The organism is Bacillus inaquosorum (assembly GCF_023238325.1).
GTDB classification, from domain to species: Bacteria; Bacillota; Bacilli; order Bacillales; family Bacillaceae; genus Bacillus; species Bacillus inaquosorum.
Window position 1 is genome coordinate 482052 of record NZ_CP096592.1, and the last position, 16329, is coordinate 498380.

Below are 16329 nucleotides of genomic sequence, written 5' to 3' on the forward strand. Positions count from 1 at the left end.
TTTTGAAACAAATAATGATTTTTCTCACTAGCCTCATGCTGCTGGCGATGACTGGACAAGCGGCTTTTGCCAAGGAGGTGGAGGTCAGCGGTTCGTTCCTCGGAAAAAGCAGCCAAGAACAAGCCAAACAGCAGGTGCTGACAAGCGACCTGATTACACTGTACGGATCAAAAGACAGCGCTGAGCTGACGTATCAGATCCCGGCAGGCGCCTCTTCCGGCAGCCAGCAATTGGTGATTGAATACGAGGCATCAAATCTTTTAATTTCTCCATCATCGTTAACGGCTGTCATTGACGATGAACCGGTCAAAACGTTAAAGCTTGATGGTGATTCCAAACGGAAAACAGTGAAGCTGAACCTGAATAAAAGCCAGTCTGCCCAAGGCTATCACAACGTATCGCTGAAATTTTACGGCGTGATGAAAGAGGGCGTCTGCGTCAGACAGGATACATCCGGCAACTGGATCAAAATTTATCCCGACAGCCGCCTGACGCTGGCGGACAGCAGTGAAGCGAAGGGAACGTCGCTGGACCATTATCCGTATCCTTTCGCCCAATCGGGAAATACAGCGGAGAAAACCGCCATCGTCATTCCGGATGACCCAAGTTCGGCGGAAATTGAAGCTGCAGTGAAAACAGAAGGCTATTTGAAAACGGTGGACAGCAGTATCAGCATTTCGTATGTCACGGAATCTGAACTGAAGAAAATCGACAAGCCGACGATTTTCATAGGAGTGGACAAGCATTGGAACGGCAAGGTGAAAAAGCTGATGAAACAAGCCGGCTTACAGGCAAAAGGAGAAAAACTCCTGCTTGCGGAGCGGGTGCTGAAAGCAGAGGGCAAGCAGCAGCCGGTTCTATTCGCACAAGCGGCATCCGCTGACGTGCTCACTGAAAAAATCAGCGTCATCACGGATCAGACTTACACAGGCCAGCTCAGCGGCGATACACTTTCGATCAGCAAGCTTCAGCAGGCTGAAAAAAAGGAAAGCAATAAGCTGACCCTCGAGAATTTTGGAGCGGATGATATCACAATTGGAGCTGACAAAACATCTTCAGCTCATTACTTTTATCCTGCATCAGCGGTTTTAGATCAAAATCAATCAGCAAAGCTGTCGCTTAAGCTGAAAAAGTCCGAAACGATTCAAGCCTCAACGGCCGAAAACGGATCAGCTTCTCAGGCAGCAGAACTGAAGGTCATGATCAACGGCCAGCCGCACTCGGTCGGGCTTGATGAATTAGGAAAAGAAGATAAAAACGGGTTCTATCATGTCACGGTAAAAGTGGACCCTAAGCTGCTGCAGAAAAACCGCTACATTGATATTCAGTTTGTCACAACTGGGCTAAAGGAAAACAATCCTTGCAACACCACTGATGAAGAAAAGTGGGTCTTTATCGATAAAAGCAGTACATTGTCATACGCCATCAAAGGCATGTCTCCGTCAGCGGATTTTCAAGAGTGGCCGCTTCCTTACGCCGGAAATCAGGAACAGACAACGCTAATCGTGCTTCCTGACACGGTAAGCCAATCAAAGCTTGAGGAGCTTTCTATCGTAACGGAGTCCTTTGGCAGCGAAGCGCAGCATTCATATACGATAAAGAAATCATCTGACATAACAGCAAATAATGCCAAAGGACGGAACCTCATTTTCTTAGGGGGCATCAATCAATTTTCTCTTCTGAAGGAGAGATCATCAGATCTGCTTGTACCGCAAGCAAAAAACGGTTCGTTTGATGTATCAGGTTTTGAGATGCTGAATGAGACTACAAAACAAGTGGCATTTACCCAAGCCTCTCTTTGGGATTCAGGCTACACGATGGCTGTCTTTGCACCGTCAAAAGGAAATGGCACGGCCGTCACAAAAGAGATCATCAGTTATCTGAACAGCACCGATGACTCGGCAACCGTCGTTAATGAAACAAACAGCCATCAGGTGTTTACAAACCATCAGCAGCTTAAAACGGAAACAAACCGTTCCAGCGCAGAACAGCCATCGCAGGATCATAGCCAGAAATGGCTGTATATTGGCGTGCTGGCACTCATTATGGTGATTGCGGCAGTGTTCATTTGGAATGCCGTAAGACGCAGAAAAAGAAAGACTGATACAGAATAAAACAGAGGCAATTTAGCCTCTGTTTTTTTATTTTTGGTATGTAAATTCCATTTGTGGAACCTGTCATTTTATTTTTTCTCGTCCAGCCGAAAGCCCCTTTACAACGCGCGTGAACGGGAGTATGATCTCTTTTATAAAACAAATCGCTTAATCTGAAATCAGAGCGGGGGACCCAATAGAACGGCTTTTTTGCCGTTGGGGTGAATCCTTTTTAGGTAGGGCTAACTCTCATATGCCCGAATCCGTCAGCTAACCTCGTAAGCGTTCGTGAGAGGAGATGAATGAAACCTGTGTTCGATGTAATGGCACAGGGGCATCCGTTTGCCTCTGTGTTTTTTGCCGTTCATTTTTTTAGAATGTAAATCGCATACAGAGACATCATAGCAGAAAGGACTATTACAAAATGTGAGAGCAAGATGCTGATGTTTTATTGTTTTAATTGAAAAATGAGAAATTAAAAGGGGAAGACATCGATGTATCATTCAATCAAACGTTTTTTGATTGGGAAACCACTAAAATCTCAAGCAGCTGGAGAGCAAAAACTGACGAAATTAAAAGCCTTGGCAATGCTTTCCTCAGATGCGCTGTCATCTGTTGCATACGGGACAGAACAAATTCTAATCATTTTGGCAACAATCAGTGCTGCTGCATTTTGGTACTCCATACCGATTGCGGTTGGCGTTCTTATATTGCTGCTCGCACTGATTCTTTCATACAGGCAGATTATTTACGCTTACCCGCAGGGCGGCGGGGCGTATGTCGTTTCTAAAGAAAACCTCGGTGAAAAGCCGGGATTGATCGCAGGCGGTTCACTGCTTGTCGATTATATTTTAACAGTAGCGGTAAGTATCTCCGCAGGTACGGATGCCATCACGTCGGCCTTTCCTGCATTGCATGATTATCATGTGCCGATCGCTGTTTTTCTGGTGTTAGTCATTATGATTTTGAACCTGCGCGGGCTATCGGAATCGGCATCGATTCTTGCCTATCCGGTTTACCTGTTTGTGGTGGCGCTTTTGGTTCTGATTGCAGTCGGGTTGTTTAAACTCATGACGGGGCAAATTGATCAGCCAGTCCATCATACACCGCTCGGCACACCGGTAGCCGGTATTACGCTGTTTTTACTGCTTAAGGCTTTTTCTTCCGGCTGCTCGGCGCTGACCGGGGTTGAGGCCATTTCTAACGCGATTCCGGCTTTCAAAAACCCTCCAGCGCGAAACGCGGCAAGAACGCTTGCGATGATGGGAATTTTGCTGGCGATTCTGTTCGCCGGCATTACGGTGCTCGCATACGGATATGGAACGGCGCCGAAGCCCGATGAAACGGTGGTTTCACAAATTGCGTCCGAAACCTTTGGGCGGAATGTGTTCTACTATGTCATCCAAGGCGTCACATCGCTTATTTTGGTTCTTGCGGCAAACACGGGATTTTCAGCTTTCCCGCAGCTTGCCTTCAACCTGGCGAGAGACCAGTATATGCCGCGTATGTTTACAGTCAGAGGCGACCGCTTAGGCTTCTCAAATGGAATTATCTTTTTAGGCGTTGCTTCCATTGTGCTCATCCTGTTATTTGGAGGACAGACAGAACACTTAATCCCGTTATATGCTGTCGGCGTATTTATTCCATTTACGCTTTCGCAAACCGGCATGTGCATCAAATGGATCAAGCAAAAACCAAAAGGCTGGATCGGAAAAATGCTGATCAACTCCTGCGGCGCTTTGATTTCGTTTATGGTTCTGTCGATCCTGTTCGTGACGAAGTTTAATGTCGTATGGCCGGTTTTAATCTTTATGCCTATCGTCGTTCTGTTGTTTTACGTAATTAAAAATCACTATACAGCTGTCGGCGAACAGCTTCGCATTGTAGACAAACAGCCGGAAGAAATCAAAGGCACGGTCGTGATTGTGCCTGTAGCCGGCGTCACGACCGTCGTGCAAAAATCGATTCAATATGCGAAGTCACTGTCCGATCAGGTCATCGCCGTTCACGTGTCATTTGACAGAGAACAGGAAAAGAAAGTCGAAAAACGCTGGGAAGAGCTCAATAACGGAGTGCGGCTCGTTACGCTTCACTCCTCGTACAGAAGCCTTGTCCATCCGTTTGATAAGTTTTTGGAAACAGTAGAAGCAAAAGCGAAGAAGGAGCAGTTTTCCGTCATGGTGCTGTTTCCGCAATTTATTACGAAAAAACGCTGGCACACCATTCTTCACAATCAATCAGCCTTCCTCCTAAGAGTCCGGCTGTTCTGGAAAAAGGACATAATCGTTGCCACACTGCCGTATCATTTTAAAAAATAAAGCTCTAGGACCAAGGGAACCCACCTTGGTCTTTTTTTGGCGGGATAAGGAGACATGCAATGTATACGCAAGGCGCATTTGTCATTGTATTGAACGAAAATCAGCAGATTCTGCTGGTTAAATGAAAAGACGTTCCTTTATGGGATCTGCCGGGCGGCAGGGTTGATCCCGAGGAAACAGCTGAGGCAGCGGCAGTCCGGGAGGTATTGGAAGAGACGGGATACACAGCAGCGCTTTCTGCGAAAATAGGTGTCTATCAAAGGCCAAAGTTTCAAGATGAACAGCATGTGTTCGCCGGAAACATAACAGGCGGACGAGCGATAGCGAACGGCATGGAGACGGCGGGTTTGAAGTGGTTTTCTCCGCAGCGTTTGCCGTTTTTTATGGTGCCGAACCGAAAAAAGCAAATCAGTGATTTCAAGAACGGCGATCGAGATGTAAATGTCACCCTCAAGGACAGCGGCATGCTTGCGGCGATTGACCTGTTCAAAAGAAGACTGGGCAAGTGATAAAGGTCTCCGGGTTTTAAAGCCTTTCTCCTGTGGTATTGAAAAAAGGAAAAAGGAGGATACGGCATGGCACACAAAACTGCAGGACAAGCAATGACAGAACTGCTAGAACAATGGGGAGTTGATCATGTTTATGGCATCCCCGGAGACAGTATAAATGAGTTTATTGAAGAATTAAGACACGAAAGAAATCAATTGAAATTCATTCAAACCCGCCATGAAGAGGTGGCAGCGCTGGCAGCCGCGGCTGAGGCAAAACTCACCGGCAAGATCGGCGTCTGCCTGTCGATCGCAGGGCCGGGGGCGGTTCACTTATTAAATGGTTTATATGATGCAAAAGCGGACGGCGCCCCTGTGCTGGCGATTGCCGGACAGGTCTCATCAGGCGAAGTTGGACGGGATTATTTTCAGGAGATCAAGCTTGAGCAAATGTTTGAGGACGTGGCTGTGTTCAACAGAGAGGTACATAGCGCGGAATCACTTCCGGATCTCTTGAATCAGGCCATCCGCACCGCCTACAGCAAAAAAGGCGTCGCGGTATTGAGCGTGTCAGATGATTTGTTTGCAGAGAAGATCAAACGCGAGCCCGTGTACACTTCACCAGTGTATATTGAAGGGAACCTTGAACCGAAAAAAGAACAGCTCGTCACTTGCGCACAATATATTAATAATGCTAAAAAGCCGATTATCTTGGCGGGGCAGGGAATGAAAAAGGCGAAACGGGAGCTGCTGGAGTTTGCGGACAAAGCCGCCGCTCCGATTGTTGTCACGCTTCCGGCAAAAGGCGTTGTTCCCGATAAGCACCCGCATTTTCTCGGCAACCTCGGGCAAATCGGCACAAAGCCGGCTTACGAGGCAATGGAGGAATGCGATTTATTAATCATGCTGGGGACTTCATTCCCGTACCGTGATTATTTGCCTGATGACACGCCGGCGATCCAGCTCGATTCAGACCCGGCGAAAATCGGAAAACGCTATCCGGTGACAGCGGGCCTTGTCTGTGATTCGGCCCTCGGCCTGCGCGAATTGACGGAGTATATTGAACGGAAGGAAGACAGAAGATTCCTGAATGCCTGCACGGAACATATGCAGCATTGGTGGAACGAAATTGAAAAAGATGAGACAGAGGCGGCAACACCGCTTAAACCCCAGCAGGTCGTGGCACGTCTTCAGGAAGCGGCAGCAGATGATGCGGTGCTCTCTGTAGATGTCGGCACTGTGACAGTCTGGATGGCGCGGCATTTCAAGATGAACGCGAACCAGGATTTCATTGTTTCCAGCTGGCTTGCGACTATGGGCTGCGGCCTGCCGGGAGCGATTGCGTCAAGCTTAGCCGAACCGGAGCGTCAGGCGATCGCTGTCTGCGGGGACGGGGGCTTTTCCATGGTCATGCAGGATCTTCCGACCGCCGTCAAATACAAGCTCCCAATCACCGTCGTCATTTTAAACAATGAAAACCTCGGCATGATCGAGTATGAGCAGCAGGTCAAAGGCAATATCGACTATGTGACAAAACTTCAAAATGTCGACTATGCCGCATTTGCAGAAAGCTGCGGAGCAAAGGGCATCAAGGTGACCAGAGCGGAAGAGCTTGCACCTGCTTTCCATGAGGCATTACACGCTGACCAGCCGACCGTTGTGGACGTCATGATCGGAAATGAACCGCCGCTCCCTGGCAAAATAACCTACGGGCAGGCAAAAGGCTTCAGCAAGTACATGCTGAAAAATTTCTTCGAAAACCAAAAAATCGAAATGCCGTCACTGAAGAAAAGTTTAAAGCGGTTATTCTAAAAAAACAGGGGCCTGAAAAAGGCCCTGTTTTTGTGTTGGAAACAAATGTATTTTTGGTAATCATAGCATTATATTGCCTGTTAGGAGGAAACCATGTTTGAATTCATAAAATTATCGGTGTACTTATTAGGATCCGCAGGAATGATTTATGCAGCCTGTCATGATGTTCGCCATGCTCAAAACGGCCACAAGGACAAATGCATCTTCTTTCAAAGCAAAAAGATCAGCGCATTTGTCCTTGTGTGTTTCATATGTTTATTCTTATCAAATCTTACAGAATTAATGCCTTCATAAGCTTATTTCTCTTTTTTCTTCAGCCCGAAAAAGAAAGGAAAAGCAGAACCGACCAAGAAGGTGCCGAATAAAAACATGCCGCCGATAAACACGTGGAAATTCGTGTGTCCGGCCGTAAACGCGGTGATCAAGGAGATAATACTGAGCACGATCATGGCAATGCCAGGCGCGACTCTCATTTTTCCTTTGGATTTATAGGCAGCAACAGAACATAAAATTCCGATTACAATAGGAACAATCCACAAATAAAACAAAATAAATACTGACATCATCAAAACTCCGATTTTTCTTCTATCATAACAAATTTCTGTCAAAAAGGATATCAATGAGCTTTTCCGCAAAATCAAAAACCGGCTTAGCAGCCGGTTTTTTCTAACGAAACGTATCGACAATTAAAAATACATTCAAAGCAACGATCAATACAGCTATCAGCCAAGAAACCACTGTGACCCATTTAGCGTTGATCAGTGACCCCATAATCCGTTTATTGCTTGTAAACATAATAAGCGGGATTAAGGCAAAGGCGATGCCGAAGGAGAGCACAATCTGGCTCAGAACGAGAGCGGTCGTCGGATTGACGCCTGACGCGATGATCAGGATCGGCGGAATGATCGTGATAAAACGCCGTACATACAGCGGAATGCGGTAGTTGATAAATCCTTGCATGATCACGTCGCCTGAAAGTGTGCCGACAGACGAACTGGATAGTCCCGCAACGAGCAGCCCGATCCCGAATAAAGCCGCTGACACAGGGCTGACAAGATGTCCGAATTGTTGAAATGCGACATCAAGATCCTCGACAAACAGCCCGTTTTTGAAGAATAGTGCGGCAGCCACAATCAGCATACTCGCATTAATAGCACCTGCAATCAGCATCGCTATTAAAATATCAATAAATTCGAATCTGAAGATTTTTTTCCGTTCCGCATCCGTTTTGCCGACCACCCGCCGCTGTGTAAGGGCTGAGTGTAAATAAATCGCGTGCGGCATAACGGTTGCGCCGAGAATACCCGCTGCAAGAAGCACACTGTCAGTGCCGTGAAACGTCGGGACAAAAAGGCCCTTCATCACTGACGCGGCATCAGGCTTTGCGAAAAAGGTCTGCAGTGCAAAGGCGATTACCACTACAAACAGCATACCGGCAATGCCGGCTTCAAGTGAGCGATAACCGCGGCGCTGAAGCTCCAATATCGCGAAAGAGCCGATCGCCGCTATAATAGACGCTTCGAGCATCGGGATGCCGAACAGCAAATACAGTCCCAGAGCCGCTCCGATAAATTCCGCCAGATCAGTTGCAATAATGACCAGCTCGCCCTGAATCCATAAACCGATGGAGACAGGCTTTGGGAATTCTTCGCGGGCAACCTCAGGCAGGTTTTTGCCTGTCGCAATACCGAGTTTGGCGGATAATGATTGGATTAAAAGCGCCATGATATTAGAAAATAAAATCACCCATAGCAGCATATATCCGTATTTAGAACCTGCCGATATATTCGTTGCGAAGTTGCCGGGATCAATATAGGCGATGGCTGCTATAAACGCAGGGCCCAGAAAAGGGAGCAGCCCTCTGAATCCTCTGATTTTCCCGTCAAGCGCATCTTGGACTGCTTTGGAACGGGGAGATTGTGCTGTGATGTCCTTGTTCATCATGTCTCACCTGAATTCTGATTGTTTTTGCCATACAACAAAGAGTTTCCTTAAACCAAATTATTTTATCTACATCATATGACCATCCCGGTTTCTTGTCAACCGAAGATGTTTAAAATACACTCTCAAATTTTTCCCTGTTATGTAACATGATATGTAGGGATTCGGATAAGGTCCCATATAAAAAGACATCGTTTCAGTTCGAAACGATGCCTCCTATATCAAATGAATTTAGGCTTCCTTCCGCAGCCCGCGGAACACGAGGCTCAGCAAGAACACGAAGATGGCGGCCCCGATGATAGCCGGGAAAATAGCAAAGCCGGCGAGGCTCGGTCCCCAAGTGCCAAGGAGTCCGTGTCCGATCCAAGCGCCGATCAGCCCGGCAATCATAGAGCCGAAAATTCCTCCCGGCATCCGATTTCCTACGATGGCGCTTCCGATTAATCCGATAACGATAGCAACGACTAATGAAACCAAAAAGCTAATCATCATACTCACCTCTCATAAATGATTTATCAATCAATAACCGCTTATGCCAAACCCGAAACATTGAAAAGCATATCGCGTTATGAAACTGTTTTGATTTTTCGCTGCACGCTTCCGTCAGCCAAATGAACAATGACCTCAGTGCCTTTATGCGCTGCGATTTCCTTTGCCCGTTCAATCGCTTCTTTCTTTGTATCCTTGATCTCAGACACACGTTTGGCACCCTCGGCTTTGACCGCCCAGCCGTTTTTATGCTTGATGACATGCTCTGCTTTATCCATGAGCTCAGGGTCTCCGCCGCTGTTTGAATCTTCATCTCGCTCTGTCTCATCATCATGCTTGAGGAAATCATCAATTTCTTCTTTAGAGGCGTTTTCCGCCCATTCCTTTGCTTTGCTTGTCGCAATCGGAATTGCGCGTCCATCCTCATAGCCTTCATCAATCATCGCATTCGCAATGTCAATGGCTTTTTTCTTCACCGGCTTCTCAAGATTTTTCAATGAAGCGGGATAATCCTTCATCGACCAAGGCATGTCCATCACTCCTTTTCCTTTTATAAAAATGATACCCGCAGGTGAAAAATAAAAACGTTTCCGAGAAAATGAAGGTATACTATATAGTAGAAAAACGGAAGGGAAGTGCGAGTTGGGTGACAACAGAACGAAAAGAAGACTTACATCAGCAATTAAAAGAAATAGAGAAATGGGAAAAAGATCAGCAAAAAGTCTGGTTTTGGGAAAAGCTCAGCCGTCTCCCGTTTCAGCTGCTGGACAAGCTGACGCCGGAATTCATTCAGAAAAAAATCGGTAAGCTCTTGGATGAGGTCGGCAGCTTTGTTCAAACAGGAGGACAGTACCTGACATCTCAAAAACAGATTATCAATATGTTTCAAAAGAAACTGCCGGAGGAGATCTTCGAATCACTCGAAGACGTACAAAAAGCGCCTCTTTCTGTCATGGATGAAATTGCGGAAGGAATGGGCAAAAACAGAATTAACGCCGCAACCGTTCAAGGCGCGACAACGGGTGTGGGCGGTGTGTTTACGCTGGCGGCAGACATTCCGGCCGTGCTTGGCCTGTCGTTAAAAACGTTACAGGATATTGCGGTTGCTTACGGCTATGACCCAAAGGAGAAAAAAGAGCGTGTCTTCATCGTAAAATGTTTGCAGCTGACATCGGCTGATGTAGTCGGCAAAAAATCGATTTTGCAAGGATTAAAAGACTATGATCAAGATCGTACATATAAGAATGTCGCTTCAGAAATCCAGGGCTGGCGTGAAGTCGTTTTAGGCTATCGCGACACGTTTGGCTGGAAAAAGCTTTTTCAGCTGGTGCCGGTCGCAGGAATGGTCTTTGGCGCGGCAGCCAATCGCTCAACATTAAACGACATTACCGAAACGGGCATGATGCTGTATAAAAAGCGGCGCATTCTTGCGCGGCTGAAAGAAACAGAACAAGGGATGGAATAGCAGAAAGCAGACGGACACCGCGATCCGCCTGCTTTTTTTAGTGGAAACACACCTAATGTGTTTTGTTTGTTTAAAAGAATTGATAGCGGGAATACAACAACCAACACCAATTAAAGGAGGAATTCAAAATGGCAGACGATAACAAAATGAGCAGAGAAGAAGCAGGTAGAAAAGGCGGAGAAACAACAAGCAAAAACCATGATAAAGAATTCTATCAAGAGATTGGCAAAAAAGGCGGAGAAGCCACTAGCGAAAACCATGACAAAGAATTCTATCAAGAAATCGGTGAAAAAGGCGGGGAAGCCACTAGCCGAAATCATGACAAAGAGTTCTATCAAGAAATCGGTGAAAAAGGCGGAGAAGCCACTAGCGAAAATCATGACAAAGAATTCTATCAAGAAATCGGCCGTAAAGGCGGAGAGGCAACAAGCAAAAATCATGATAAAGAATTCTATCAAGAAATTGGCTCAAAAGGCGGAAACGCCCGCAACAACGACTAATCATAAGCATAAAGGCAGACAACCTGTAGATAAAAAGCGATCCGGCGCATCAGCTGGATCGCTTTTTATTTTGGAAATTTCTCAATCTACACTGGTATTGCGATACAATAAGTGAAAAAGGGGTTTTTGCTAATGTCCGAGATGCAAAACTTGCTCGCCATCGCCAATGAAGTCAAAGAAAAACACGCCAATTTTTCAATCTCAGAGGTCAACGACCACTGCGTGCGCCTCGCAGTGTTTACAGGAGAATATGACTGGCACCATCATCCTGACTCAGATGAATTATTCATTGTTCTTGAAGGTGAGCTGCTGATCGATTTTAAGGACAAAGAAACCGCAGTGCTCAAAGCAAATGACAGCCTGCTGATCCCAAAAGGAACCGTTCACCGCACGCGCTCTTACGTCAGAACCGTGAATCTTTGCGTCGAGCATAAACAAGCGAAAACAGTCATCCTGGAAGAATCACCATGCTGATCAAAAAGATTGTATGTGAAGTAGACGCAGCAAACGCTGAAGCATTTTCAAAAGCGCAGTCACAGTGGGGAGCATTGTCACATGTGAACGGCTTTGTCAAACAGGCCGGTGGCTGGCGGAAAACTGCAGATGGGCTGTTCACCGCAGAAATCATCAGCGTTTGGGAAAACAGAGCTGCCTATGATCATTTTATGGAGAATGAACATGACAGCATTTACGAAGAAAACGAACAGAAGGCTGTAATTCTTTCGATAGATGTGACGCTGTATGAAGAGGATGAACCGTTCATTCACGATCTGTTACATAACCCTGACATCCGGTACGAACCAGACTGGACAGTTCTGAAGGCATAAACAAAGCCCAAAACATCATGTTTTGGGCTTGTGTTTTTACTCGCGTCCAGGAAGCGTATTATGAACAAAAGGCGGTGCTGGGTTTAACTCCGGTTTTTCTCCAAACGCTTTTGCTTCTTTCACATATTCAAAGGCTTCTCCATCCGGCGCTTTTTCGTTCAGCCAGGTTTGCCCGGCGCTTTCTTCGCCTTCAGAGAAATTGATCAGCTGATGCGAGAACTCTTGTTTTTCGAGTGCTTTCGGGAATGTCCCCGGCACAACCGGGCCTTCCTGTGCTTCTAATTCTTTAATGGCGGCTAGCCATTGATTTTGGTGCATCGTGTCACGTGCCAGCAGGAAGCTGAGCATATCTTTGACGCCTTTGTCATCCGTCATTTCAAATAGGCGTGCGACCTGCAAACGGCCCTGTGATTCTGCATTCAGATTGGCACGGAAGTCTGCCAGCAGGTTTCCGCTTGCAACGATATAGCCGCCGCTCCAAGGGACGCCTGTACTGCTTTCCGGCATGGCGCCAAGTCCTGACACAATTGCATGGTGAGGGTTCATGCCGCCCAGGATAGAGCCGATGACCGGATCTTCAGCGGCTTTTTCCTGCTGATCGAGCGGGGCATCCTCAAGAAGTCTGGCGATCATTGTGGCGATCATTTCAACGTGCCCGATTTCCTCAGTTGCCGTATCCATCAGCAAATCCTTGTATTTTTCATTTCCTCTTGTATTCCACCCTTGAAATAAGTACTGCATGGCAACAGAAATTTCTCCGAATTGCCCGCCTAAAATTTCTTGCATTTTTTTAGCGAATAATGGATCTGGACGATCTGGTTTAGCAGGATGCTGCAGCATTTTTGTGTGCTTAAACATGTACCCATCTCCTTTTTTCGTTTCTCTCTTTCTATATTTCCGATCGATTGAAAGATAAACGAAAAGCAGCGTATCGAGATGGGGACTACGAATACGAATCCTCTCGCAGCTCTAAAAGCTCCTGAATCAGCTTCTGGCCGAAGATTGGCTCATACTGCCGGTAAACAGGATCAAGGCGCTTCATCCATTCTTTTTTCTCTTTATCCGACAGCTCGTAGATGTTAATAGAAGAATTCTTTTTGATTTCTTCCAACTGCTCCTTGTTCATTTGTTCGGCATACGTTTCATTCCACTCGGTCGTTTCCTTCATTGCTTCAGTCAAAATGCGCCGTGTTTCCGGTGTTTGTGTGTTCCAGAAATGCTCATCAGTCATGACAGCATAGCCGAGATAACCGTGGCTGCTTATTGTCAAATAGTCCTGAACATTATAAAATTTTTTAGAATAGATGTTTGAGATTGTATTTTCTTCGCCATCAACTACATTTTTTTCTAACAGCTGAAAGGTAGAATTGAAGGATTCCTGATGAGGTGTTGCGCCAAGCAGCTTGAACTGATCCTCTATCACATCACTTTGCATAATGCGGAGATCCTGTCCTTTTAAATCATCCGGGGTTTTGACCGGTCCTTGATTCGTCGTGATTTGTTTAAAGCCGTTTGTCCAATAGGCGAGTCCTTTTAATTGGTTTTTCTTTAGAGAATCAAACAGCTGCGTGCCGATGCTTCCGTTCAGCCCTTTTTTGACGGCATCGTAATTTGTAAATGCATACGGCAGATCGAGCACTCCCCATTCGGGCGAGAGTATGCCGAGCTTCGATGTGGAGGGGGCGATAAATTGAACTTCGCCGTTTTGCAATGCTTCAATTTCTTCAATGTCCGAATACAGGCTTCCATTCGGGAACACTTCAATTTTCATTTTCCCGCCTGATTTTTCGTTCACCAGCTCTGCAAACTTATTGGCAGCAAGCCCTTTCGGCGTATTTTCGGCAACCACATGGCTGAATTTGAACACGATTTGATCCTGTAAGCCTTCCTGATCGTCATCATAAACAATCTCTTCACTGCTGGAACGATCATGGAATCCGATAAATAAAGCGGTTGCAATTCCGGCGATCATCAGTGCGAGACATGCAAGTAAACTCTTCATGAAAAGCCCTCCCCTATGTTTAGGATAATCGGGGCCATGCCATTCGTAAAGACCTGAAAGGAGAAGCTGATGAACAAAAAGAAGCTCTCAATCCGTTGGAAAATCACGATCTTATCCTATATACTCGTCATTTTCTCCTTTTTGATCGGCGGTATTGTACTCATCGGCAATATCCAGCATACAGAGGAGCGGGAGCTGAAAAAACGCCTGATGAATACGGCCCGGACAGTGTCGGAGATGACTGAAGTGAAAGAGGCTTTGGCGCGGAAAAAACAAACAGAAGCTGTTCGCCACGCGGTTGAAGAAATCAGGATGATTAATGAAGCAGACTATATTGTCGTCATGGATATGAATCATATCCGCTACACGCATCCTGTCAGTACAAGCATCGGCAAAAAATCTGAGGGGGCAGACGAAGAGGCGGCGTTTGCGGAGCACATTTATTTCTCAGAAGCAAAGGGCGAGATCGGCACGGCGGTCCGCGCTTTTTATCCGGTGAAGGATCACGATCTGAATCAGATCGGCGTGGTGCTTGTCGGGAAAACACTGCCGGGGATCGCCGACATCCTCCTTCATTTAAAGCGTGATATCGCATTCATCGTTGTGCTGACACTCGGCTTCGGCCTGGCAGGCTCCTTTCTGCTGGCCCGCCATATCAAAAAACAAATGTTTCAGCTTGAGCCCCATGAGATTGTCCGAATGTATGAAGAACGGACAGCGACGTTTCACTCGATGAATGAAGGCGTGATTGCCATTGACAATCGGCTGATCATCACGATTTTCAATGAAAAAGCGAAACAGATTTTTGAAGTGCAGGGGGATCTGGTCGGAAAGGTGATCTGGGAGGTTCTCAAGGATTCGCGCCTGCCCGAAATCGTAGAGCGAAACAAAGCAGTTTATAATGAAGAAATTCGCGTCAGCGGAAAGGTGATCATGAGCAGCAGAATTCCGATCGTCATGAAGAAAAAAGTCATCGGCGCCGTCGCGATTTTTCAGGACAGAACGGAAGCGGCCAAGATGGCAGAGGAATTGACTGGCGTCAAAAACTTTGTGGAGGCGCTCCGCGTCCAAAATCATGAGCATATGAATAAGCTGCATACGATCGCCGGCCTCATCCAGCTGGGTAAATCTGAAAAAGCCTTGCAGCTTGCATTTCAGGCATCAACTGAGCAGGAAAATGTGACTGAATTTCTGCACCGCTCGATTCAAAATGACGCGGCGGCGGGCCTTCTATTAAGTAAAATCAGAAGAGGAAGAGAGCTCGGCATTGCAGTTCATATTGATGAAAACAGCAGCCTCCAGCAATTTCCCGAGCATGTTGATCAGCATGATATCGTCGTCCTTCTCGGCAACCTGATTGAAAATGCCTTCGGTTCATTTGAAACGGTTCAATCTGATGATAAACGAATTGACATCAGCATCGAGCAAACGGATGATGTCCTTGCCATTTTAATAGAAGATAACGGCTGCGGGATTGAACCGGCACATATGCTGCACCTTTACGACAAAGGATTTACGGTTAATAAAACAGGAGGCACAGGCTATGGCCTGTATTTAGTGAAACAAATCACAGATAAAGGATCGGGTACGATAGAAGTTGATTCACACGCGGGACAGGGAACATCTTTTTCTATCGTTTTTCCAATGAAGGGGGAGGAAGCACAGCATGGCTCATAAGGAATGGAAGGTTCTGCTCATTGAAGACGATCCGATGGTTCAAGAGGTAAACAAGGATTTCATCACAACTGTCAAAGGTTTTACTGTCTGTGCAACAGCGGGAAACGGAGAAGAAGGCATCAAGCTGATTAAAGAAAAACAGCCCGACCTCGTTATTCTCGATGTATACATGCCGAAAAAAGACGGAATCAAAACGTTACAGGAGATCAGAAAGCAAAAGCTTGAAGTCGATGTCATTGTCGTCTCCGCCGCAAAAGACAAAGAAACGATCTCTCTTATGCTGCAAAATGGAGCGGCTGACTATATCTTAAAACCGTTTAAGCTTGAGCGAATGAGACAGGCCCTTGAAAAGTACAAGCAATATAAACAAAAAATCGAAGCAAATGATACGCTGTCCCAGGAGCAGCTCGATGCAATCCTGAATATCCCGCAGCAGGCCGTACAGGATCTGCCGAAAGGATTGAATCACTTCACGATGAATGAAGTCACTGCTTTTTTGAAACAGCAAACCGCATCACTTTCTGCAGAAGAGGTCGCCAAGGCGCTCGGCATCGCCAGAGTGACAGCCAGACGATACCTTGATTATCTTGAAAAAAACGGAATGATTAAGCTGGACGTTCAATACGGCGGAGTCGGCCGGCCCGTCAACCGCTACGTGTTTAAAGGATAAACCTGAGACCAAAAAGACCAAAATGTCCGTTATGATCATAAACTTCC

15 protein-coding genes, 1 pseudogene and 1 riboswitch are annotated in these 16329 nt (G+C 46.4%); of the genes and pseudogenes, 10 read left to right on the top strand and 6 right to left on the bottom strand.

What is annotated here, in order from left to right:
* Positions 1 to 2 precede the first annotated feature (2 nt).
* The 4 genes and pseudogenes from M1M80_RS02440 to M1M80_RS02455 all read left to right on the top strand — a co-directional run bounded on the left by M1M80_RS02440 (position 3) and on the right by M1M80_RS02455 (position 6711).
* A complete protein-coding gene (locus M1M80_RS02440; protein WP_060397951.1) occupies positions 3 to 2114 on the top strand; it encodes a cellulose biosynthesis cyclic di-GMP-binding regulatory protein BcsB in 2112 nt (703 codons plus the stop codon).
* 134 nt (positions 2115 to 2248) lie between these two features.
* Positions 2249 to 2393, top strand: a riboswitch (cyclic di-AMP (ydaO/yuaA leader).
* A gap of 194 nt (positions 2394 to 2587) precedes the next feature.
* Complete coding sequence (kimA, locus tag M1M80_RS02445) at positions 2588 to 4411, top strand: potassium transporter KimA (protein ID WP_019257509.1); 1824 nt, start codon at positions 2588 to 2590, stop codon at positions 4409 to 4411.
* A 59-nt stretch (positions 4412 to 4470) separates the two neighbouring features.
* Positions 4471 to 4920, top strand: a pseudogene (locus M1M80_RS02450) (NUDIX hydrolase).
* Between the two features lie 66 nt (positions 4921 to 4986).
* Complete coding sequence (locus tag M1M80_RS02455) at positions 4987 to 6711, top strand: pyruvate oxidase (protein ID WP_060397952.1); 1725 nt, start codon at positions 4987 to 4989, stop codon at positions 6709 to 6711.
* Between the two features lie 296 nt (positions 6712 to 7007).
* Here the strand turns inward: M1M80_RS02455 and M1M80_RS02460 are convergent, their stop codons facing one another.
* The 4 genes from M1M80_RS02460 to M1M80_RS02475 all read right to left on the bottom strand — a co-directional run bounded on the left by M1M80_RS02460 (position 7008) and on the right by M1M80_RS02475 (position 9671).
* Positions 7008 to 7274 carry a hypothetical protein gene (locus M1M80_RS02460; RefSeq protein ID WP_060397954.1) on the bottom strand — a complete coding sequence of 89 codons (267 nt, stop codon included), beginning with the start codon at positions 7272 to 7274 and terminating at the stop codon, positions 7008 to 7010.
* 103 nt (positions 7275 to 7377) lie between these two features.
* Positions 7378 to 8655, bottom strand: coding sequence for an Nramp family divalent metal transporter (locus tag M1M80_RS02465; RefSeq protein ID WP_060397955.1), 1278 nt, complete (start codon positions 8653 to 8655; stop codon positions 7378 to 7380).
* Between the two features lie 228 nt (positions 8656 to 8883).
* Positions 8884 to 9141 (bottom strand): GlsB/YeaQ/YmgE family stress response membrane protein, encoded by a 258-nt coding sequence (locus M1M80_RS02470; protein WP_003225121.1) that lies wholly within the window; start codon positions 9139 to 9141, stop codon positions 8884 to 8886.
* Positions 9142 to 9218: 77 nt separating this feature from the next.
* Positions 9219 to 9671 (bottom strand): DUF2188 domain-containing protein, encoded by a 453-nt coding sequence (locus tag M1M80_RS02475; protein ID WP_003240298.1) that lies wholly within the window; start codon positions 9669 to 9671, stop codon positions 9219 to 9221.
* 116 nt (positions 9672 to 9787) lie between these two features.
* On the opposite strand from M1M80_RS02475, the gene M1M80_RS02480 reads away from it, so the two are divergent.
* The 4 genes from M1M80_RS02480 to M1M80_RS02495 all read left to right on the top strand — a co-directional run bounded on the left by M1M80_RS02480 (position 9788) and on the right by M1M80_RS02495 (position 11933).
* Positions 9788 to 10606: an EcsC family protein gene (locus M1M80_RS02480; protein WP_003240300.1), complete on the top strand. Its 819-nt coding sequence runs from the start codon at positions 9788 to 9790 to the stop codon at positions 10604 to 10606.
* Between the two features lie 128 nt (positions 10607 to 10734).
* A complete protein-coding gene (gene gsiB / locus M1M80_RS02485) occupies positions 10735 to 11106 on the top strand; it encodes a glucose starvation-inducible protein GsiB (RefSeq protein ID WP_003240302.1) in 372 nt (123 codons plus the stop codon).
* Positions 11107 to 11238: 132 nt separating this feature from the next.
* Positions 11239 to 11580, top strand: a complete 342-nt coding sequence (locus M1M80_RS02490; protein ID WP_019257517.1) for a cupin domain-containing protein — start codon at positions 11239 to 11241, stop codon at positions 11578 to 11580.
* Positions 11574 to 11933: a YdbC family protein gene (locus M1M80_RS02495; RefSeq protein WP_060397956.1), complete on the top strand. Its 360-nt coding sequence runs from the start codon at positions 11574 to 11576 to the stop codon at positions 11931 to 11933. The genes M1M80_RS02490 and M1M80_RS02495 overlap by 7 nt, the downstream gene beginning before the upstream one ends.
* A gap of 36 nt (positions 11934 to 11969) precedes the next feature.
* Here M1M80_RS02495 and M1M80_RS02500 read toward each other — a convergent pair whose 3' ends face one another.
* Positions 11970 to 12791, bottom strand: coding sequence for a manganese catalase (locus M1M80_RS02500; protein ID WP_060397957.1), 822 nt, complete (start codon positions 12789 to 12791; stop codon positions 11970 to 11972).
* A gap of 85 nt (positions 12792 to 12876) precedes the next feature.
* Complete coding sequence (locus tag M1M80_RS02505) at positions 12877 to 13935, bottom strand: TRAP transporter substrate-binding protein (RefSeq protein WP_060397958.1); 1059 nt, start codon at positions 13933 to 13935, stop codon at positions 12877 to 12879.
* 69 nt (positions 13936 to 14004) lie between these two features.
* Here M1M80_RS02505 and dctS point away from each other — a divergent pair, with 69 nt between their 5' ends.
* Together dctS and dctR are read left to right on the top strand one after the other, a co-directional pair.
* Entirely contained in the window at positions 14005 to 15612 is a 1608-nt protein-coding gene (dctS, locus tag M1M80_RS02510) for a two-component system sensor histidine kinase DctS (RefSeq protein ID WP_060397959.1), read from the top strand.
* Positions 15602 to 16282, top strand: coding sequence for a two-component system response regulator DctR (gene dctR, locus M1M80_RS02515; RefSeq protein WP_003240315.1), 681 nt, complete (start codon positions 15602 to 15604; stop codon positions 16280 to 16282). Before dctS ends, dctR begins: the two co-directional genes overlap by 11 nt.
* The last annotated feature ends 47 nt before the right edge of the window (positions 16283 to 16329 follow it).